Source organism: Vibrio cholerae (genome assembly GCF_008369605.1).
Lineage (GTDB): Bacteria > Pseudomonadota > Gammaproteobacteria > Enterobacterales > Vibrionaceae > Vibrio > Vibrio cholerae.
In genome coordinates this window covers 406,580-427,015 of sequence record NZ_CP043554.1, presented here as the reverse complement: position 1 = coordinate 427,015, position 20,436 = coordinate 406,580, and the positions used below count along the sequence as shown (strand labels likewise).

The following is a 20,436-nucleotide window of genomic DNA, read 5'->3' as shown; positions in this document are numbered from 1 at the left end:
CTAACTCTGTTATTTATTGTGATAGGGTGATTGGACTGCGACTGATGCCATGCTTGAGGCAGAAAGTCAGCCAATCGCCTAAAAAGCGATTCAGTTGCGCTTTTTCATCGGGTTGCACCATGTTTTCGTTCGGATAATCATAGCGCGCTTGCACTCGACCTAACTGTTCACTACTGCAAACCTCGGCCACGCGAGCATCGTGGTACAGCCTGACAGACATGGTCGGCAATGGAAATACTGACAAGTCATCACTTTGACAGACCTCCAACAAAGTTGTGTACTTTGTGACCTCTAGCACTTGCAGTTGATAGGTCATTTGAGCAGCTTGGTAACAACGCACCTCTCCGACCTCCGGCTGCGCAGGCAGCAGAGCATTCAGTTTGGCGTAGTTGGTCTCATATACCCGCATTAATTCAGGGAGATCAACATGATACGGTTTTTTAACTGTCAATTGACTCATTACTCGTTACAGCCATTGCTGTTGTAATGGCTGATAATTCAGCGCCAACCACTGTAAGGCAATGATTGATGCCCCATTTTCAATTCGCCCATCTTTGACCAATTGATACGCTTCAGTCCGACTCATCACATGCACTTTGATGTCCTCTCCTTCACAGTCTAAACCATGAATGCCACCCGCTTGTGAACAATCGACTTCACCTATAAAGACATCCAATTTTTCAGAACATCCCCCAGAAGAAGGATAATAAGAGGTAATTTTTTCAATTCTGCCTACAGTCAGCCCTGCTTCTTCTACCGCTTCACGGCGCACGACTTGTTCAGCACTCTCATCGGTATCAATCACTCCAGCGACAATTTCCAGTTGCCAAGGCTGTGCATGTTCTAGCGCACCGACGCGGATCTGTTCGATGATCACCACTTGGTCACGAATAGGGTCGTACGGCAACATCGCCGCGGCATGGCCACGTTCAAACATTTCCCGCTCGACAGGCACACTCCAGCCTCCCGCAAAACGTTTATGCTTAAAACGGTACTTCACCATGCGGAAAAAGCCTTTAAACAGTGTCTCTTTATTAAGGATTTCGACATCTTTCTTATTAAAAGAGACTGGCTGCTGATTCGCGTCTTGCATTCGTACCTCCTATTGATGAACTTTATAGTTTACTCGTGGAATTTGCCGACTACCAAGTGATGGCTCAACTTTTTATATAAAAATTATCTTATTTTTTAAGTGGCTCATAATTTTTATTGCACAGTTGGATAGTTAAGTGTAAAAAAGTGCAAAGTTTCGAGTGAATTACCATCAATTTGAGTTAAACTCTTGAGGAATAAATCCTTTCACATCACGTCAGGAATAGGACCGATGAAAAAACTGCTTCCATTATTTGTTAGTGCTGCGCTAGGCACACTAAGCTCTGCCGTTTGGGCAGAAAACCTGGCAGAGATTTATAACCAAGCAAAAGAAAATGATCCCCAATTACTCAGCGTAGCGGCTCAACGTGATGCTGCGTTTGAAGCGGTGACTTCTAGCCGTAGTGCCCTTTTACCACAAATTAATCTGACGGCGGGTTACAACATCAACCGCAGTGATCAAGACCCACGCGAAAGTGATCTTCTCTCTGCAGGCATCAACTTTTCACAAGAACTGTACCAACGCTCTAGCTGGGTAAGCTTAGACACGGCTGAGAAAAAAGCCCGCCAAGCAGACTCTCAATACGCTGCCACGCAACAAGGCTTAATCTTACGTGTGGCGAAGGCTTATTTTGAAGTGCTCCGCGCTCAAGATAACCTTGAATTCGTGCGCGCCGAAAAAGCCGCCGTGGGTCGCCAATTAGAGCAAACCAAACAACGCTTTGAAGTCGGTTTGTCAGCGATTACCGACGTACATGATGCACAGGCACAATTCGATGGTGTATTAGCCGATGAAGTGTTGGCGGAAAACAGCCTCACCAATAGCTATGAAGCTCTGCGTGAAATTACGGGTCAGGAATACTCTAAGCTTGCGGTGCTCGATACCAAACGTTTTGCTGCGAGTCGTACGACCGAATCGAGCGAAGCGTTGATCGAAAAAGCGCAACAGCAAAACTTATCGCTGCTTGCTGCTCGTATCAGCCAAGATGTCGCACGTGACAACATTTCGCTTGCCAGCTCTGGCCATCTGCCATCACTGACCTTAGATGGTGGTTACAACTATGGCAACAATAGCAACGACAATGCGAAAAACACTTCAGGCGAAGAGTACAACGATTTCAAAATCGGCGTGAACCTCAAAGTGCCGCTGTACACAGGTGGCAACACCACGTCACTGACCAAACAAGCTGAATTTGCGTATGTAGCCGCCAGCCAAGATCTGGAAGCCGCTTACCGCTCAGTGGTTAAAGATGTGCGTGCATACAACAACAACATCAACGCTTCAATTGGTGCATTGCGTGCTTATGAGCAGGCAGTGATTTCTGCGAAGTCAGCACTGGAAGCGACCGAAGCAGGTTTTGATGTTGGTACGCGTACCATTGTCGATGTACTCGATGCCACACGTCGCCTGTATGATGCGAACAAAAATCTCTCGAATGCTCGCTATGACTACATTCTCAGTGTGCTGCAACTGCGCCAAGCGATTGGTACTCTGAGTGAGCAAGACGTGATGGATGTCAACGCAGGCCTAAAAGTCGCGAAGAAGTAATCCATCTCTTTTGAGCTGCATGAAATAAATCATGAAATAAATGAAGGGGCCACTTGGCCCCTTTTGCTATATGTCGCTTAAGTAGTTGATAAGTATCATATTACTTATTAATCCACGTTAACCACGACCACCTTTGATCGCTTCGATGATTTCGGTGGTTGAGCAGCCTTCTTCAAAGTTCAATACTTTGACTTCACCACCCGCGGCAATCACTTCTTTGCCACCCGCAATCTCTTCTGGTTTGTAGTCGCCACCTTTCACCAGTAGGTTTGGCAGTACGGCTGCGATCAAACGCTGTGGTGTATCTTCGCTAAATGGCACGACCCAGTCCACCGCGCCAAGACCCGCCAATACCGCCATACGACGATCGGTACTGTTGACCGGACGGCCAGGGCCTTTCAAGCGTTTCACCGATTCATCGGTGTTCACCGCAACGATTAAGCGATCGCCAAGCTCTGCTGCATGGTTAAGGTAAGAAACATGGCCTGCGTGCAAAATGTCAAAGCAGCCGTTGGTCATCACCACTTTTTCGCCGCGCGCTTGCGCTTTTTTCACGGCTTCAATCAGAGCATCTTCGCTGATCACGCCATAATCAGTGTCTTTGCTGCCGTGCACAGCTTCCGCCAATTCAATGGTAGAAACAGTAGACGTACCCAGTTTACCGACCACCACACCGGCGGCAGCATTAGCCAGAGCACAAGCTTCATCCAGCGCTTTACCTGCCGCAACCGACGCCGCAAGCACAGAAATCACCGTATCCCCGGCGCCTGTCACGTCATACACTTCTTTGGCTTGGGTGGGTAAATGGAAAGGTTCCAGTCCACGGCGCAGCAGCGTCATACCGTGTTCGCTACGAGTCACCAGTAATGCGCCGAGATCGAACTTTTCAATCAGGGCAAAACCTTTTTCAACCAGCTCTTGCTCAGATTTGACTTTGCCGACCACAGCTTCAAATTCAGACATGTTTGGCGTAAGCAGCGATGCACCACGATAACGTTCAAAGTCGCTGCCCTTAGGATCGATAAACACAGGTACACCAGCTGCCTTAGCTTTCTGAATAAACTGCTGTACGTGCTCTAACGCACCTTTCGCGTAGTCAGACAAGATCACCGCGCGCACTTTAGGTAGCGCACTTTCCATGCGCGATAAGATAAGCTGCGCATCCGTGTTTTCGAATTTGTCTTCAAAATCGAGACGGATCAACTGCTGACCGCGGCTCAATACACGCAATTTAGTGATGGTCGGGTAATCCGGCAGCGCCACAAAATCACAATGGACTTTCAGTGAGGTTAGCTTGTTGGCAAGCACATTCGCCGGCTCATCTTGCCCTGTCAGACCAATGATGTGCGCGTGACCACCTAAAGAAGCGATGTTCATCGCAACGTTAGCGGCACCGCCCGGACGCTCTTCACTCTGCTCTACTTTCACTACAGGTACTGGTGCTTCCGGCGAGATACGTCCCGTTGGGCCATACCAGTAACGGTCAAGCATGACATCACCGACAATTAACACACCCGCTTTGCTGTAGTCAGGTAGCACTGGTTTCATTCTCAATCTCCAATATTCAGATTGGGGCGGAGTTTATCACAGCCGCCAAGGTGGCAGAAGTGCTCAACCGAGCCACTGCTGCCAAGCTTGTATCACTTGTTCACGTTCAACCACAAATTGTGAATCTCGCACATCGGCCGATTGATTGAGTAAATTACGGCGATGAATCTGGTCGCGCATACTGGTGTAGGCATGAGTCAGAGCCAGCGCTTGTGACTCGCTCATCACTTGATGGTTCATCAAGGATTCAAAAATGCGTACGTTATCCGACCAACGCGTTAACTTAGGTTGTTGATGACTGAAGCGTAAGACCAGATATTGCGCTAAAAATTCAATATCGGTGATCCCGCCTTCATCTTGCTTGAGCATAAAGCGCCCCGCTTTTTTACCGCCGAGATGATCTCGCATTTTGATCCGCATCTCGACCACCTCTTGTTTAAGCTTGTGCTCCTCTCGGGGCAAACAGAGAATCTGATGCCGTGTGTTGGCAAACGCTTGTTGCAGCGGCGCATCACCATAGATCATCCGCGCGCGAACTAGGGCTTGATGCTCCCAAGTCCATGCTTCTTGACGCTGATATTCATCAAAGGCATCAGTTGGACTCACGAGCAAACCGGATGCACCAGAGGGGCGCAGTCTGGTATCGACTTCATACAAAATGCCCGAGGCTGTGCGGGTAGAGAAAATATGGATGATGCGCTGCGCTAAACGTAGATAGAACTGGCGGCCATCAATGCTTTTCTCACCATCCGTGTTCACCTCAACTGGGCAGTCGTGCATAAATACGATGTCGAGGTCGGAGTTATAACCCAGCTCCCAGCCTCCGACTTTGCCATAGCCCACCACCGCAAAACCTCGGCCATTGCGATGTTTAAGATGGGTCGGCTCACCGTATTTACTGCTCACTTGCAGCCATGCTTGGCTCACAACCGCCTCAACAATCGCTTCGGCAAGATAGGTTAAGTGGTCACTCACTTTCATCACCGGAAGCACGCCTGCGATATCTGCTGCGGCAATGCGCAGGATCGAAATCTGCTTAAATTGGCGCAGCCCTTCCATCTGCTGCTCCATATCTTCTTCTGGAATGCGCGCCAGAAAATCCCGCAGCTCGGTTTGATAAGACTCCAATGGAATTGGGTTATACAGATGCTGTGGATCAATCAGCTCATCAAGCAAGATAGGATAACGCGCGAGCTGCTCGGAAATCATTGGGCTAGCGGTACACAAGCGCACCAATTGCACCAAAGCAGCGGGATGCTCATCGAGCAGTTCAAGGTAAGTGGTGCGTGTGGCAATACTGTGCAGCAATGCCAATACGCGCGACAACCCAAATTCTGCATCGGGATGAGCAAACACGGCCTGATACACTTTCGGCATTAACCGGTTAAGCACCTCGCGCCCACGCGGGCCAATGGTGCGTTTAGCCAGATCATCTTTAAATTGGGTGATGGTGCGAATTTGCTCACCTGCTTCGCTCAACCCAAGATCCTGCTCAATGATGTGTTCAATCACGTCCGGTTTATGCGCCATATCCCACAGCTCATGGAAATGACGAGCTACCGTGTGTTCCTCTTCTTCGTCTTCTTCGCCAATCAAGGTGGCAAACACGCGATGCACGCGCTGCATGTGTTCGCTCACCTCACGCTGTAAACTTGGCCAGTCGGCCAATCCGATTGCGATCGCCAGACGCAGCTGATCGTCTTCTTTATCCGGTAACGTTTGAGTTTGCTTATCGGCCATCGCTTGCAGCAAGTTTTCTAAGCGGCGCAAAAAGCGGTAAGCATCACGCAAATCTTGCACTTGTTCGCGCGTTAGCAGTTCAAGCTCCGCAATCGCATCCAAAGTTTCTAGCAAGCCGCGTTTGCGCAGGCTTGGCTCGCGGCCACCGCGGATCAATTGGAACACTTGCGCAATAAATTCCACTTCACGAATGCCGCCCGCACCGAGCTTGATGTTGTTACTCAAACCACGGCGGCGCACTTCACTGCTGATCATGGATTTCATTCGGCGTAGGGATTGAATGGCACTGAAATCGATATAACGGCGAAACACAAACGGGCGCAGCATCTGGCGCAGCTCTTGGTATTGCGGGTACATTTCCCGCCCCATCACTCGCGCTTTGATCATCGCGTAGCGTTCCCAGTCACGCCCCTGCTCTTGGTAGTAATCCTCTAATGCGGCATAGCTCATCGCGAGTGGGCCGCTGTCACCAAACGGGCGCAAGCGCATATCGACTCGGTAACAAAAACCATCCGGTGTGGATTGATCCAGTAGCTTGATCAAGCGCTGACCTAAGCGTGTGAAAAATTGCGCATTGGCAATCGAACGGCGCGCGCCTTGCGTCTCGCCATTTTCAGGATAAGTGAAAATCAGATCGATATCAGAGGAGAAGTTGAGCTCACCGCCACCGAGTTTTCCCATTCCGATGATCAGCATGGGCTGCGCTTCGCCTTGCGCATTACAAGGCGTGCCCATTTCAAGACAGCAGCGCTGATAGAGCCATTGATAGCTTTCAAAGATCAGCGCTTCCGCCAGTTGGGAAAGGTGAGAAAGGCTCTCTTCTAATGTCCAGCTCGCACAAAAATCCCGCCATGCGATATACACCATCTCTTGGTTACGAAACTGGCGTAAACGCTTCTGCGCGACCGCTTCATCCTGACACTCGGCGAGCCACTGCGCTAATTCACTGCGATAATCTTGCTCACGGCTTGGCTCGGCTAATAACGAGGGGAGCACCTGACACAGTTGGTCATCGCGCTGCAAGGTTTGGGCTACAAACTGGCTTAAACCGAGTACATAGCGCAATTGATTCAGTACAGGCGAAGGCCAATTGGCGATGTGTGGATGTTCAGAAATCAGTGATTGATAATGCAATTCGGCGGTCGGTAAAAGCGATCTGGGCAGTGACATGATGCTTCCTTGTCTTTGAATGTTCACTAGTTATATCGCAAACTCTGGCGGAAAAAAAAACGCCCACAGAGCAGTTGTGGGCGCTTGACGAATAATTTTTTGCGGTTTTGCTCAATAGCTCGGTCTACACGCGAAATGCGGTAATTTTTCTATCCAGCTCTTCAGCGTTACTTTGCATGATTTCTGAGGTTTCGAGCAGCTCAGTCATCACAGTGACCGAACCTTCCACCAACTCACGCACATTGTTGAGGTTTTCGTTCATCTCTTCGGCCACATTGCTTTGCTGACCTGCTGCCGCGGCAATTTGGAAGTTCATGTCATTGAGCAATTGAACCTGATTAACGATGCCATCCAACTCGCTACCAGCGTTGGTGATGAGCTCTACCCCATCCGCCGCTTGCACCACACTTTTTTCCATTAAATTCACAGCGCTATTGGCACTAGTTTGCAGCTGTGAAATCATCTCTTGGATTTCAACAGTCGCATTTTGGGTACGCTGCGCCAAATTTCGCACTTCATCGGCAACCACGGCAAAACCGCGCCCGGCTTCTCCTGCTCGCGCTGCTTCAATCGCCGCGTTCAGTGCCAGCAAATTGGTTTGCTCTGAAATGCTGCGAATCGTGCCCACTACGCTGCTGATCGCCACCACTCGCTCTTCCACCTGATTGACGGCTTGCGCAGAAGAGCTGATGTCTTTCGAAAGCTCACTCATTTTACTGATGGTGCTTTTGACAAACTGCTGACCGGTTTGAGCCTGCTGAGACGCATTTTCGGTTAAGGAAGAGGCGTTCTGCGCATGTTCCGCGACCGTTTGAACCGTTGACGACATCTCACTCATCGCCGTAGCCAATTGGTCAATTTCGTTGAACTCTTCTTGCGCTGAATCTTTGGTCTCCGACATGCTCAGGGTCATCACTTCAGTGAGCGAGGTCAGCTCTTGCGAGGCATCAATTTGCAACTTGATCAGGTCTTGTAGCTGGCGGCGGGTTTTCTCCAGCTCGCGCGCGACATCCCCATACTCATCTTTACAATCCATTTTGATCGGCTCTGAGAGGTTACGCTGCGCCATCAGCTTGATCACATCACTCAGATACTGAGTTTGTCGCAGCATGACGCGCGCGGCAAACAGCAACAGCACCACAAACACCACAATCAGTAACAAGGTTTGCCAGAACACTTGCACCAGATAGTTATCGTAGTGCTGCTGTGCGACTTCCACACTGTTGGTAGCCGCCAATAAAGATTGGTAAAAGATATCTGCGTCCCAAAGCTGCTTGCCAATGATCAACACCGTGCTGAATACCATCAGCATCACCATTTTCGGGACGAGACGAACATCTGTAATTACCCGCTCCCACGGCTTAAACGACATCGTTGCCATTGTCAGTTCTCCATTCTTTTTGATTGCCACTGAGTGAGGATGCAAAAGATCAGCAACCTATTATTTCGAGCCTCGTATGAAAGCCGATAATATCAAAAATGAAACAAAACCCATCAGTTTGTTATCGCTAATTCTCTTATTCATCACGCTATTTGTGATCTTTGACTTATACCCAAACGACTTGGAGTTGCAGGTAGGCGTCAAGTGAGTTCATATCCATGGGCATAGACAGACTATGTGATTGGGATGAACAAACGTAGCCAACACCACTGCAGCTTCAAGTAGGAAGGGGATATTGTCTCTATCCATCACTCATCAAACTCACTATGTGTTATCGGCATAAACTGACGTATCTAGAGTCTTTTCTCGCGATAACGAGATGTGGGCATGCATAGTGAAGTATCACCAAGATGGGGAAAAGCGATAAAAACAAAAGGGAAGCACCCGCCTCCCTTATTTATCTATATCAATACGTTAACCAGAGCTACTCACGCCAATACGGATGCGCTTCAACACCCATCGTGCGGCTTTGCTCCATCGCATGCAAAATGGAGTTCTCTTGACGAATCAGCCAACGTTTCAGTTGATCTTGCTCTTCACCTTGTAGCAGATCCACCAAACGCTCTAATGGTTTGAGGCGCAATAAATCATCAATACCGTGCAACAAATCCGCCCACGGCATCCGAAATGCCTGACGGTTTTCAGCATCGTATAAACTTGCAAAACTCACCCCAGTGTAAAGGTTACGCATTAGGCGATACTGCTGATCGAGGTATTCTTGTACGGTTAAGGTTTTACCCGGTGGAAAAGCTTCCATCAACTCCGCCCATGTGCGGTCAAGTTGTTTTACGGAAAACGCTTCCAGCGGCTGCGCCATTTTTTCGCGTGCTTTGTCATCTAAAAACGGCTGCCAACCACGCGTCAGCACCCAACGACTTAGATCCAGTAACAAGCCGGTATAACGGGCGCTGCTCAGTAAACGCAGTGTATCTTCACGCTGTGGCAGACTCTCTTGCAAGGTTTTCAACGCGGTGACTAAAAACTTACGCGCATCCAGTTTACGCAGCGCGTAACCCTTGTCTTCTTGCAAACTTTCCAGATATTCAAACTCTTTTAGCCACTGTAACTCTTGCTCTAACCATTTGAGCTCTTGGCGCAAAATCGCGCTGGCGCGGCGCGGAATGATGCCGCCGTAGACGGAAAGCAGTTGGCGCAGGTAACTCACTGCATGACGAATTTCGTGCAATGCCGCCACGTTTTCACGTTCGGTATAGATTTGCTCATGGTAATGCCAGTGCGCCAGCGCATGTTCCAGTGCACGGATAAAGCAAGACTCGGCGGTGTCATTTTTATCGACACTGACCAAGGCCATGGGTTGGATTTCATCACCCGAATAATTGGCGGCGAGGCGATAGCCACGAGCGGCTTTGCTAAGATTCCCTAAGCGCATACCGCCATGCTCACAAAGCTGGCGCGCTAAGGTAAACAGTGCATCGGTTTGACCAGACTTAAGTTCCAGCTCCACTTCACAAATCGGCTCTTGGCGATCACCCGCCACCACAAGACCTTGATCAAAGGCGACTTCCACTTGGCTACCATCAGCCATGCTAATCAACCACTGTTCACGAGTGAAGTTGGTCGAAAAGAGCGGCATGAGTTCGGCTTGTAGCTGAGTCAGCTCTTTTCCTTGCGGCCAGATATCGGCAGGATGCAACGAAAGATCGGGCTCATTACTGTGATGTTCGGCATTGAACTCCGGACGCTGATGTAGACCGGCGACCACACGACCTGCGGTTTTCACCGTCTGGACATACACCTCATCAAAACGACGGATGCGCAGTCCAATATCATGCTGACGCAACCAGTTATCGGGGGTATCAAAGTACGTGTTTCCTAACTCCCGACAGCTGTGCTGAAGAACTTTGGTTTCAGAAATCTTCGCGCGTAAGATGGTTGAAAAATCTGGAGAAACAAAAAACTTCAGTTCTATCTCGGTTTCCATAGTTATCCCTTTCGATGCAGATGCCGACAGGATATTGCCTTATAGACACCGGAGCAAGAGAGAAATATCGGCCCAATCATGATCTAAAACAGTTTTATTGCGACGGTGTTTGGGTTAACATGCGCGCCTTTATAGCCAACGCTCAACATTTCACCATATTATGGTGTATGTTATTTCAAGGTTATAGTTATTAGGTTGAATGACCATGCCAGTAAATACAATCATGGGGTTATTTGCAAAGTCCCCGATTAAGCCTTTGCAACGCCACGTAGTGTGTGTGAATGAATGTTGCTCACACCTGATCAATTTCTTTGAAGTTTGTAACAAAGGTGATTGGGAAAAAGCGGGCGAAATTCGTGCACAGATTTCTCACCTAGAGAAAGAAGCTGACGTGTTAAAGCGTGAAATCCGCCTTAAACTTCCTCGCGGTCTATTCATGCCGGTTGATCGTAGTGACATGCTGGAACTACTGACTCAACAAGATAAATTAGCAAACCTCGCCAAAGACATTGCGGGCCGTGTATATGGCCGTCAGCTTGTCATCCCTGAGCCTCTCCAAGAAAACTTCATTGCTTATGTTAGACGTTGCTTAGATGCGGCTAACCAAGCGCAGAATGTGATCAACGAGCTCGACGAGTTATTGGAAACTGGATTCAAAGGTCGTGAGGTAACTCTCGTGGCTGAAATGATCCATCAACTGGATGTGATTGAAGATGACACCGATTCCATGCAGATTCGCCTACGCCAACAGCTGATGGCCATCGAATCGAAAATGAATCCAATTGATGTCATGTTCTTGTACAAAATTCTGGAATGGGTGGGCGGCATTGCCGACCAAGCGCAGCGCGTTGGTGCTCGCTTAGAGCTTATGCTTTCTCGTTCTTAAATTTAAAAGTTAACCAAATAACGAAGAGCAACCACAGTATGACGACCTGCTAGGCGATGAGTATTTTCTACGCTGAAGGTCGTTATCTGCGTCAAAAACAAGCTTGGGTTGCTCCGCTTGTTATCAACAACTAGGTATTACGATGGAAATCCTTGCGAACTACGGCACCGTCTTGATTATTGTGGCAGCTGTCTTCGGTTTCTTGATGGCGATTGGTATTGGTGCAAACGATGTTGCCAATGCAATGGGCACTTCAGTAGGTTCAAAAGCACTCACCGTTAAACAAGCCATTATTATTGCGATGATTTTTGAATTCGCAGGCGCTTACTTAGCCGGTGGTGAAGTGACAGAAACGATCCGTAATGGGGTGATTGAAACCTCTCTCTTCGCAGATAAACCCGATGTTCTGATTTACGGCATGATGTCAGCGCTTCTTGCCGCAGGCACTTGGTTACTGGTGGCGTCTTACATGGGCTGGCCAGTCTCTACCACTCACTCTATCATCGGCGCTATTATTGGTTTCGCGTGCGTTTCTGTCGGTACAGAAGCGGTCGATTGGAGCTCAGTAAAAGGCATTGTCGGCAGTTGGATTATTACTCCGGTGATTTCAGGCTTCTTTGCGTACCTCATTTTTGTCAGCGCACAACGCCTCATTTTCGATACAGAAAAACCGCTGATCAATGCCAAGCGTTTCGTGCCGGTATACATGTTCATCACCACTATGGTGATTGCTCTGGTTACCATCAAAAAAGGTCTTAAACACGTCGGCCTGCATCTTTCGAGCTCAGAAGCTTGGATGTGGTCCGCGGTGGTTTCTGCCATCGTGATGGTCGGCGGCTATCTCTACATTCAGAAGAAATTTGCTAATCGCGATGAAGACCATGGTTTCGCGGGCGTGGAAAGCATCTTCAGTATCCTGATGGTGATCACCGCGTGTGCTATGGCTTTTGCGCATGGCTCAAACGACGTAGCGAACGCGATTGGTCCTTTGTCTGCGGTGGTTTCAACCGTTGAACACATGGGTGAAGTGGCCGCGAAGAGCTCTATCGCATGGTGGATTCTTCCTCTGGGTGGTTTTGGTATCGTCGTCGGTCTCGCAACATTAGGTCACAAAGTGATGGCAACCATCGGTACTGGCATTACAGAATTGACGCCAAGCCGTGGTTTTGCAGCCCAGCTAGCAACCGCTTCAACCGTCGTACTGGCGTCAGGCACAGGCTTACCGATTTCAACTACGCAAACTCTGGTTGGTGCAGTACTGGGTGTTGGTTTCGCACGTGGTATTGCTGCACTGAACTTAGGAGTGGTACGTAACATCGTAGCCTCTTGGGTCGTCACTCTACCGGCAGGCGCACTCTTAGCCGTGGTTTTCTTCTACGCGATTCAAGCAGTGTTTGTCGGCTAAGCCGCAGTAAGCTCAGTGTTAGCGAACTGTCATTATTGACTCAAACGCACAGAAAGGGAGGCTTAGCCTCCCTTCTTTGTTGCAGCGCTTGCTAAAACTGCATACTATTTGCCACAAACTTTATGAGACTTATCGCCAAATCTATCTTTAAAATAAGGGATTTACTGTGAAAAAACTGATCTGCATGGTGCTCTTTTCCATGTTGGCTGCACCAACGTTCGCGCAAGACCGCTACATCGCGGACAAACTCTTTACTTACATGCATTCAGGCCCAAGTAACCAATACCGTATTCTCGGCAGCATTGACGCCGGAGAAAAGGTGAAGCTGATTGAGGTGAACAAAGAGAGTGGTTATAGCCACATTGCTGATGAGCGCGGCCGTACAGGTTGGGTTGAAAGCCGTTTTATCACTCGTGAAGTGAGCAATACTCTGCGCTTACCGGCGCTAGAAAAAGAGCTAGAGGAAGTGAAAAAGCTGTTAGCCAATGCTCGCCAAAATGCCGATAGTGAAAAAGCAGGATTAGCGGAATCACTTGAACTGCGTAACCAACAAATTGCCGATCTAGAGCGTAACTATGCCGACATCAGCAAGCAGTTGACCGATTCACAAAGCGAAATTCGTGAACTGCGCGCCAAGCTCGATACGCAAAAAGAAGATCTGTTACTGAAATACTTCACCTACGGTGGTGGTGTTGCTGGTATCGGTTTACTGCTTGGCTTGGTGTTACCACATATTATTCCTCGCCGTAAACGCCATCCTGCGGGTTGGGCATAGACCACTTTTATCACATAACAAAACGGTCACTCATGTGACCGTTTTGTTTTTCTTCTCGTTGAAAGCAATACCTTTACCCTTTCCAATCATACAGTGCCGGGATCTCAATCTCCTCTCCGCCAAAAATAATCACACTGCTTTGTGGTTTGATACTCTCTAGCTTCACTTCTGGTGTCAGCATATCCCCTTCGCGATACTCTACCCCATTCACTTTTATCCAGCGTTTTTGTTCATTACTGGAAAAAGCGTGCATCTGAAAATTCAGTGCGGGAAGCTGCCCTTGATAACGATCACTGTGCTGGGTTAATGACACCGCCGCAGAGGTTGGTGTGCTAGGGGTGGCAGGTTCACTGGATTGATCGCGCATAATCGCCTGCACGCGCAACGCTAATTCAGGGGAAAGCTGAGTTAAATCGAGATCGCCCAACGCCTGATTTGACGCACTCTGCTGACCAGATGCTTGGATTGTCGCCGGTGGAGCCACAATGTTGTCGGCTAGCGCGGTCACATCCTCTTCTGGATAGGGTTCATCGAGTCCTGATTCGACAAAGGTAGGTTGCAGATCCTGAAATTCGGGATACGCTAAACGCTCTAATGGCGCATCAACTTGCACCGTTGTCGGCTCGGTTTGTCGATTAGCCACTTCCTGCTGCACTAGTTCATAGCGTTGGTAAGTCATCACGCCTATTGTCACTAACCCCGGCACGAGCCACAGCGCTAAATGCAACCAGCGTGACGGATTCATCGCTGTGGGTTCTTGTTCGGTATAAGTGCGACGACTGACAGGCTGAGCTTGCAGATACTTTTGTTGAGACTGCTTCAAGGCATTCATCACTTTTGACATTAGCCTTCCTCCTTCAAACTCGGCGCTTGCTGCTGGGTCAATAGCTCAAGGCGGCGTAAGGTTTGTCTTCCTGCGATACCATCAACATGCATGTTTTGCCAACGTTGGAATAACTCAACTTTACGCGACAAATCCTTATCAAATTGCTCACGCGGGCGTTCAGGTTCACCTAACACTTGCGCCAATTTGCTCTCGAGCAAGGCAACATCGGCTCCCTGCATTCCCTGCTTTAATGTTCTAGAAAAGCCAGCTTGCCAAAGTAGAGCAAATTGCCCATTCCATAACGGCTCTAGCCATTGGCGGGCAATACGATAACGTTCGCCTCCCACCAACAGCTCCGCTTGATCGCCCGTTAAGCGATACAGCACCGCGTAAGTGGGCACATCATCCATCATTAAAGTGAGTACAGCGGGCAAATCGTAAGTTTGTAGCGTTGACCAATCGCCCGTCTGCTCTTCACACCAAAGCACCGCATCTGCTTGAGTTTGGCAAAACTGCTCCAGCACCGAGGCTTGATAGCCCCAGACCGCATACAGAGTTTCAAGGGCATGCTCGCTGCTCGTGGAGTTGAGTAACGCAGTGCGTAACGCTTGCGGGAAAACTCTCTGTTCGGTCGGCGGCACCACTTCAGGTAACGGAAAATAGTGTTGCATAACCCGATCAAGCTGAGGCGGTAATTGCCATGCCAGTACGACGGCCAGAGCTATCCCCCCCAATGCGCTGGAGAGATAAGAGAGCTTAGGGACAGGAGGTTTGGCCGAGGCTACTTGATAAACAGAAGATTGAAAGCTCATCACCTCTTGGCAGGCGAGCTTAATTCTCGCTAGGCTCAGCGTTGGTTCACCCGCTTGATACGCTTGCTTTAACGCCGCATCACACACCAGATTGATTAAGCGCGGAATACCGTGAGTTTGCTCTGCAATCCACTGACAGGCTTTACGATTAAACAGCTCAGGGTTACCACTGGCTTGCTCAATCCGAAAGCGGATGTAGTCGGCCGTTTGCTCTTCATTCAATGGCAATAAATGGTAGCGCCCAGTGATCCGCTGGGCGAGCTGGCGCAACTGCGGCAAACGCAGTTTTTCTTGCAACTCGGGCTGGCCAATCAGCAGTACTTTAAGCAGTTTATGGCTCTCGGTTTCCAAATTGGTCAGCAGGCGTAGCTGCTCCAACACATCCGGTGCCAAGTGCTGCGCTTCATCAATCATCAGAAGTACTTGTATGCCTTGCGCATGCTCGGCTAACAAAAACTCATGCAGTACTTGCGTGAGTTTCTTTAAGGTCGCCTTCTTCGGATAGCTGACCTCAAATTCATCACAAATCGCTTCCAATAGCTCCAGATCCGAGAAAGTGGGATTGAGGATCATCCCCGCGCGCGTTTTGCCTGGCAAACTCGCCAGAATCGCTCGCGCGACAGTGGTTTTTCCCGTCCCGACTTCTCCGGTGAGCATGGCAAAGCCGCCGCCATCGCCCAATCCGGCTTGCAGGTGTACTATGGCTTCCTGATGACGCTGACTCAGGTAGAGATAACGCGCATTGGGGACGATAGAAAACGGTAGTTCGTCAAACCCAAAGAAGTTCAGATACATGCTTGTTGACCCTATTCATCGCAGTGGGTGCAACGTATCATTGCTGACTAAGATTAGCCAATGTCATTCATGCAATTTTTTGAGACTCTACGATGCAAATTTACCTCGTTGGCGGCGCAGTGCGCGATCAATTGCTGCAACTTCCGGTTTACGACCGTGATTGGGTAGTGGTCGGCAGTAGCCCACAAGCTATGTTAGCGGCAGGCTTTCAAGCCGTCGGGAAAGATTTTCCGGTGTTTTTGCATCCGAACAGTAAAGAAGAACATGCCCTTGCCCGTACCGAGCGCAAAACCGGCGTAGGTTACACCGGTTTTGCTTGCCACTATGCTCCAGACGTGACTTTGGAAGACGATCTGCTGCGCCGCGATCTGACCATCAATGCGATGGCGCAAGATAACTCTGGGCAACTGATTGATCCTTATGGCGGTCAGCGCGATCTCGCCGCGAAAGTGCTGCGCCATGTTTCGCCCGCGTTTGTGGAAGATCCCTTGCGTGTGCTGCGCGTGGCGCGCTTTGCGGCCAAGCTGCATCACCTAGGTTTCACCGTTGCCGAAGAGACGATGCAGTTAATGGCGAAGATTGCGCAATCGGGCGAGTTGCAGCACTTAACCGCCGAGCGTGTGTGGCAAGAGTGGCATAAGTCGCTCTCGACCCATCATCCCGAAGTGTTTTTGCAGGTGTTACGTGATTGCGACGCATTGGCGGTGGTGCTGCCTGAAATCGATCGCTTGTTTGGCGTGCCACAACCAGAAAAATGGCACCCAGAGATCGACACCGGCATTCACACGTTAATGGTCGCCAAACAAGCCGCACAACTTTCTGACTCCCTTCTCGTGCGTTTTGCCGCGCAAGTGCATGATTTAGGAAAAGGCGTGACCCCACCTTCTGAATGGCCAAGCCATAAATTGCACTGCCATACCGGGCTTAACATCATTGAATCATTGTGCGAGCGCATTCGCGTGCCTAATGAGTTTCGTGATTTAGCGCTCGCGGTGTGCGCGCAGCATTCCAATATCCATCGTGCGGACGAGTTAAAGCCTGCTACCAAGCTTAAAGTGCTGGGGCTTTTGGATGTGTGGCGCAAACCGGAGCGTCTTGAGCAAGTGCTACTGTGTTGTGAAGCAGATCATCGTGGCCGTTTAGGTTTAGAAGCTGAGCCCTATCCACAGCGTGAGATTTTCCTGCGCGCCTACCACGCCGCCCTTGGCGTAGAAGTTCAAGCCGTGATTGCGGATGGCTTTCAAGGCAAGCATATCAAAGAAGAGTTGGATAAACGGCGCGTATCGGCAATCGAGGCTCTGTAGTTCGTTGCCTGCAACCGTAGAAAGCAAAACGCCCTGCAATGCAGGGCGTTTTTTATCGCTAGACTGTTATCGTCAACAGTCGCGAAGGCGCTCGCTTAAAATTAAGCTTGGCCTTTCACTTCTTTCAGACCGTTGAAAGGAGCACGTGAACCCAGAGCTTCTTCGATACGGATCAGTTGGTTGTACTTAGCAACACGGTCAGAACGGCTCATAGAACCCGTCTTGATTTGACCTGCAGCAGTACCTACCGCTAGGTCAGCGATAGTTGCGTCTTCAGTTTCGCCTGAACGGTGAGAGATAACTGCAGTGTAGCCAGCATCTTTTGCCATCTTGATCGCAGCCAGAGTTTCAGTCAAAGAACCGATTTGGTTGAACTTGATCAGGATAGAGTTAGCGATACCGTTGTCGATACCACGCTTCAGGATCTTAGTGTTAGTTACGAACAGATCGTCACCAACGATTTGGATTTTCTTACCCAGTTTCTCAGTTTGGTATGCGAAACCTTCCCAGTCAGACTCGTCCAGACCGTCTTCGATAGAAACGATTGGGAACTTCTCAGTCAGCTCTTCTAGGAAATCAGAGAAACCGTTAGAAGTGAAGATACGACCTTCGCCTTTCAGGTTGTATTCTTTCTTCTCTGCGTCGTAGAACTCAGAAGCCGCACAGTCCATCGCCAGTGTGATGTCAGTACCCAGTTTGTAACCTGCAGCCGCAACCGCTTCAGCGATAACTTCTAGCGCTTCTGCGTTAGATTTCAGGTTAGGAGCGAAACCACCTTCGTCACCCACTGCAGTGTTGTAGCCTTTAGACTTCAGTACTTTAGCTAGGTTATGGAACACTTCTGCGCCCATACGTACTGCTTCTTTCAGAGTTTTTGCGCCAACAGGTTGGATCATGAACTCTTGGATGTCTACGTTGTTGTCAGCGTGCTCACCACCGTTGATGATGTTCATCATTGGTAGAGGCATTGAGAATACGCCAGGAGTGCCGTTCAGCTCAGCGATGTGCTCGTATAGAGGCATGCCTTTTGCTGCCGCTGCTGCTTTCGCGTTTGCTAGAGAAACCGCTAGAATCGCGTTTGCACCGAAGTTTGACTTGTTCTCAGTACCGTCTAGGTCGATCATGATTTGGTCAATAGTTGCTTGATCTTTTGCATCTTTGCCAACCAGAGCGTCTGCGATTGGACCATTAACCGCAGCCAGCGCTTTCAGAACGCCTTTACCTAGGAAACGAGACTTGTCACCGTCACGCAGTTCAAGCGCTTCACGAGAACCAGTAGAAGCACCAGATGGAGCTGCTGCCATACCAACGAAACCACCTTCTAGATGAACTTCTGCTTCTACCGTTGGGTTACCACGTGAGTCGATGATTTCACGACCTAGAACTTTAACGATCTTAGACATTAATGTTTCCTCTCAATTGAATTTAAATGTCAAAACTAAAAGGGTAGCCACACTGCTAAAGTGGCTACCCGTATCCTTTTACTTCAATTCACCGCGTTGGAACTGACCCGCTGCTTTTACAAAGCCAGCAAACAGAGGGTGACCATCGCGTGGGGTTGAGGTGAACTCTGGGTGGAACTGCGCTGCCACAAACCATGGGTGAGCAGGGTTCTCAATCACTTCAACCAGCTTCTTATCTGCTGACAGACCAGAAACCTTCAAACCTGCTTTTTCAATCTGAGGACGCAGCAGGTTGTTGACTTCGTAACGGTGGCGGTGACGCTCATGAATGGTTGCGCTACCGTACAACTCGTACGCTTTAGTGCCTTTCTCAAGGTGGCATAGCTGTGAACCTAGACGCATGGTACCGCCCAGATCTGATTTCTCGCTACGCTCTTCGACATTGCCTTCGCCATCTACCCATTCCGTGATCAAACCAACCACAGGGTATTTGGTGTTTTTATTGAATTCGGTTGAGTGTGCACCTTCCATACCCGCTACATTGCGCGCGTATTCAATGAGTGCCACTTGCATACCCAAGCAGATGCCAAGGTAAGGAATTTTGTTTTCACGTGCATATTGCGCTGCACGGATTTTGCCTTCGATACCACGATCGCCAAAACCACCCGGTACCAGAATCGCATCCAAACCATTGAGCACATCGGTGCCTTTGGTTTCAACGTCTTGTGAATCTACGTATTTGATGGTCACGCTCAGACGGTTCTTCAGACCGGCGTGTTTCAGGGCTTCGTTGACCGATTTGTAAGCATCTGGCAGTTCAGTGTACTTACCAACCATACCGATAGTCACTTCACCGGTTGGGTTCGCTTCTTCGTAAATCACCTGTTCCCATTCAGAGAGATCCGCTTCTGGCGCGTTAATGCCAAAACGTGCACACACCAAATCATCCAACCCTTGAGAGCGGATCAGTTGTGGGATCTTGTAGATAGAATCCACGTCTTTCATTGAGATAACGGCTTTTTCAGGCACGTTACAGAACAGAGCAATTTTCTTACGCTCGTTGGCTGGGATCATACGATCGCTACGGCAAACCAGAATATCTGGCTGAATACCGATAGAAAGCAGCTCTTTTACTGAGTGTTGAGTTGGCTTCGTTTTTACTTCGCCCGCTGCCGCTAGGTAAGGAACCAGCGTCAGGTGCATGAACATAGCGTGCTCACGACCCACTTCGATGGCAAGCTGACGGATCGCTTCCATAAATGGCAGTGATTCGATATCACCCACAGTACCGCCAACTTCAACGATAGCGATGTCGTGGCCTTCTGAACCCGCAATCACACGATCTTTGATCGCGTTAGTGATATGAGGAATAACCTGAATCGTGGCACCTAAGTAGTCGCCACGGCGCTCTTTGCGCAGAACATCAGCGTAAACACGACCTGCGGTAAAGTTGTTGCGCTTGGTCATCTTGGTACGAATGAAACGCTCGTAGTGACCAAGGTCTAGGTCGGTTTCTGCGCCATCTTCCGTAACGAACACTTCACCGTGTTGAGTTGGGCTCATGGTGCCCGGGTCAACGTTGATGTAAGGGTCAAGCTTCATCATGGTCACTTTAAGACCACGAGCTTCAAGAATCGCTGCAAGGGATGCTGCTGCAATACCTTTACCTAGAGAGGATACAACCCCGCCAGTAACAAAAATATAATTTGTCGTCATGTTTAACCTGAAATTGGTTGAATGAGGGAAAT

The 20,436-nt window shown here is 49.3% G+C and carries 15 protein-coding genes; 5 read left to right on the top strand and 10 right to left on the bottom strand.

What is annotated here, in order from left to right; genetic code table 11:
* Nucleotides 1–13 precede the first annotated feature (13 nt).
* Both F0316_RS02130 and nudF read right to left on the bottom strand, forming a co-directional pair.
* On the bottom strand, nt 14–460 hold the full coding sequence (locus tag F0316_RS02130; RefSeq protein ID WP_000080926.1) for a DUF1249 family protein: 447 nt from the start codon (nt 458–460) through the stop codon (nt 14–16).
* Nucleotides 461–466: 6 nt separating this feature from the next.
* Nucleotides 467–1,093: an ADP-ribose diphosphatase gene (nudF, locus tag F0316_RS02125; RefSeq protein WP_149560165.1), complete on the bottom strand. Its 627-nt coding sequence runs from the start codon at nt 1,091–1,093 to the stop codon at nt 467–469.
* Between the two features lie 231 nt (nt 1,094–1,324).
* On the opposite strand from nudF, the gene tolC reads away from it, so the two are divergent.
* Nucleotides 1,325–2,641, top strand: coding sequence for an outer membrane channel protein TolC (tolC, locus tag F0316_RS02120; RefSeq protein ID WP_000735334.1), 1,317 nt, complete (start codon nt 1,325–1,327; stop codon nt 2,639–2,641).
* A 117-nt stretch (nt 2,642–2,758) separates the two neighbouring features.
* Here tolC and hldE read toward each other — a convergent pair whose 3' ends face one another.
* The 4 genes from hldE to F0316_RS02100 form a co-directional block, all read right to left on the bottom strand.
* Nucleotides 2,759–4,189 (bottom strand): bifunctional D-glycero-beta-D-manno-heptose-7-phosphate kinase/D-glycero-beta-D-manno-heptose 1-phosphate adenylyltransferase HldE, encoded by a 1,431-nt coding sequence (gene hldE / locus F0316_RS02115; RefSeq protein ID WP_000805771.1) that lies wholly within the window; start codon nt 4,187–4,189, stop codon nt 2,759–2,761.
* 63 nt (nt 4,190–4,252) lie between these two features.
* Complete coding sequence (gene glnE / locus F0316_RS02110) at nt 4,253–7,099, bottom strand: bifunctional [glutamate--ammonia ligase]-adenylyl-L-tyrosine phosphorylase/[glutamate--ammonia-ligase] adenylyltransferase (RefSeq protein ID WP_149560164.1); 2,847 nt, start codon at nt 7,097–7,099, stop codon at nt 4,253–4,255.
* Between the two features lie 124 nt (nt 7,100–7,223).
* Complete coding sequence (locus F0316_RS02105; protein ID WP_000224551.1) at nt 7,224–8,480, bottom strand: methyl-accepting chemotaxis protein; 1,257 nt, start codon at nt 8,478–8,480, stop codon at nt 7,224–7,226.
* A gap of 484 nt (nt 8,481–8,964) precedes the next feature.
* Nucleotides 8,965–10,482 (bottom strand): CYTH and CHAD domain-containing protein, encoded by a 1,518-nt coding sequence (locus tag F0316_RS02100; protein ID WP_000447090.1) that lies wholly within the window; start codon nt 10,480–10,482, stop codon nt 8,965–8,967.
* Between the two features lie 205 nt (nt 10,483–10,687).
* Between F0316_RS02100 and F0316_RS02095 the strand changes: the two genes are divergently transcribed.
* The 3 genes from F0316_RS02095 to F0316_RS02085 all read left to right on the top strand — a co-directional run bounded on the left by F0316_RS02095 (nt 10,688) and on the right by F0316_RS02085 (nt 13,548).
* Complete coding sequence (locus F0316_RS02095) at nt 10,688–11,368, top strand: TIGR00153 family protein (protein ID WP_001911782.1); 681 nt, start codon at nt 10,688–10,690, stop codon at nt 11,366–11,368.
* 142 nt (nt 11,369–11,510) lie between these two features.
* Nucleotides 11,511–12,773 (top strand): inorganic phosphate transporter, encoded by a 1,263-nt coding sequence (locus F0316_RS02090; protein WP_000404204.1) that lies wholly within the window; start codon nt 11,511–11,513, stop codon nt 12,771–12,773.
* A 166-nt stretch (nt 12,774–12,939) separates the two neighbouring features.
* Nucleotides 12,940–13,548: a TIGR04211 family SH3 domain-containing protein gene (locus F0316_RS02085; protein WP_000733229.1), complete on the top strand. Its 609-nt coding sequence runs from the start codon at nt 12,940–12,942 to the stop codon at nt 13,546–13,548.
* Between the two features lie 73 nt (nt 13,549–13,621).
* Here the strand turns inward: F0316_RS02085 and F0316_RS02080 are convergent, their stop codons facing one another.
* Together F0316_RS02080 and F0316_RS02075 are read right to left on the bottom strand one after the other, a co-directional pair.
* Nucleotides 13,622–14,392, bottom strand: coding sequence for a general secretion pathway protein GspB (locus F0316_RS02080; protein WP_033928833.1), 771 nt, complete (start codon nt 14,390–14,392; stop codon nt 13,622–13,624).
* Nucleotides 14,392–15,981, bottom strand: coding sequence for an AAA family ATPase (locus tag F0316_RS02075; RefSeq protein ID WP_033928835.1), 1,590 nt, complete (start codon nt 15,979–15,981; stop codon nt 14,392–14,394). The genes F0316_RS02080 and F0316_RS02075 overlap by 1 nt, the downstream gene beginning before the upstream one ends.
* A 92-nt stretch (nt 15,982–16,073) precedes the next feature.
* On the opposite strand from F0316_RS02075, the gene F0316_RS02070 reads away from it, so the two are divergent.
* On the top strand, nt 16,074–17,285 hold the full coding sequence (locus F0316_RS02070; RefSeq protein ID WP_033928836.1) for a multifunctional CCA addition/repair protein: 1,212 nt from the start codon (nt 16,074–16,076) through the stop codon (nt 17,283–17,285).
* Nucleotides 17,286–17,386: 101 nt separating this feature from the next.
* On the opposite strand, the gene eno is transcribed toward F0316_RS02070, so the two are convergent.
* Both eno and F0316_RS02060 read right to left on the bottom strand, forming a co-directional pair.
* Entirely contained in the window at nt 17,387–18,688 is a 1,302-nt protein-coding gene (gene eno, locus F0316_RS02065; protein WP_000036741.1) for a phosphopyruvate hydratase, read from the bottom strand.
* 78 nt (nt 18,689–18,766) lie between these two features.
* Nucleotides 18,767–20,404 carry a CTP synthase gene (locus F0316_RS02060; protein WP_000210846.1) on the bottom strand — a complete coding sequence of 546 codons (1,638 nt, stop codon included), beginning with the start codon at nt 20,402–20,404 and terminating at the stop codon, nt 18,767–18,769.
* Nucleotides 20,405–20,436 lie beyond the last annotated feature (32 nt).

Bases quoted from the DNA above. Each gene is read 5' to 3' on its own strand.
- F0316_RS02130 (WP_000080926.1), bottom strand. From the start codon at position 460: ATGAGTCAATTGACAGTTAAAAAACCGTATCATGTTGATCTCCCTGAA.
- nudF (WP_149560165.1), bottom strand. From the start codon at position 1,093: ATGCAAGACGCGAATCAGCAGCCAGTCTCTTTTAATAAGAAAGATGTC.
- tolC (WP_000735334.1), top strand. From the start codon at position 1,325: ATGAAAAAACTGCTTCCATTATTTGTTAGTGCTGCGCTAGGCACACTA.
- hldE (WP_000805771.1), bottom strand. From the start codon at position 4,189: ATGAAACCAGTGCTACCTGACTACAGCAAAGCGGGTGTGTTAATTGTC.
- glnE (WP_149560164.1), bottom strand. From the start codon at position 7,099: ATGTCACTGCCCAGATCGCTTTTACCGACCGCCGAATTGCATTATCAA.
- F0316_RS02105 (WP_000224551.1), bottom strand. From the start codon at position 8,480: ATGGCAACGATGTCGTTTAAGCCGTGGGAGCGGGTAATTACAGATGTT.
- F0316_RS02100 (WP_000447090.1), bottom strand. From the start codon at position 10,482: ATGGAAACCGAGATAGAACTGAAGTTTTTTGTTTCTCCAGATTTTTCA.
- F0316_RS02095 (WP_001911782.1), top strand. From the start codon at position 10,688: ATGCCAGTAAATACAATCATGGGGTTATTTGCAAAGTCCCCGATTAAG.
- F0316_RS02090 (WP_000404204.1), top strand. From the start codon at position 11,511: ATGGAAATCCTTGCGAACTACGGCACCGTCTTGATTATTGTGGCAGCT.
- F0316_RS02080 (WP_033928833.1), bottom strand. From the start codon at position 14,392: ATGTCAAAAGTGATGAATGCCTTGAAGCAGTCTCAACAAAAGTATCTG.
- F0316_RS02075 (WP_033928835.1), bottom strand. From the start codon at position 15,981: ATGTATCTGAACTTCTTTGGGTTTGACGAACTACCGTTTTCTATCGTC.
- F0316_RS02070 (WP_033928836.1), top strand. From the start codon at position 16,074: ATGCAAATTTACCTCGTTGGCGGCGCAGTGCGCGATCAATTGCTGCAA.
- eno (WP_000036741.1), bottom strand. From the start codon at position 18,688: ATGTCTAAGATCGTTAAAGTTCTAGGTCGTGAAATCATCGACTCACGT.
- F0316_RS02060 (WP_000210846.1), bottom strand. From the start codon at position 20,404: ATGACGACAAATTATATTTTTGTTACTGGCGGGGTTGTATCCTCTCTA.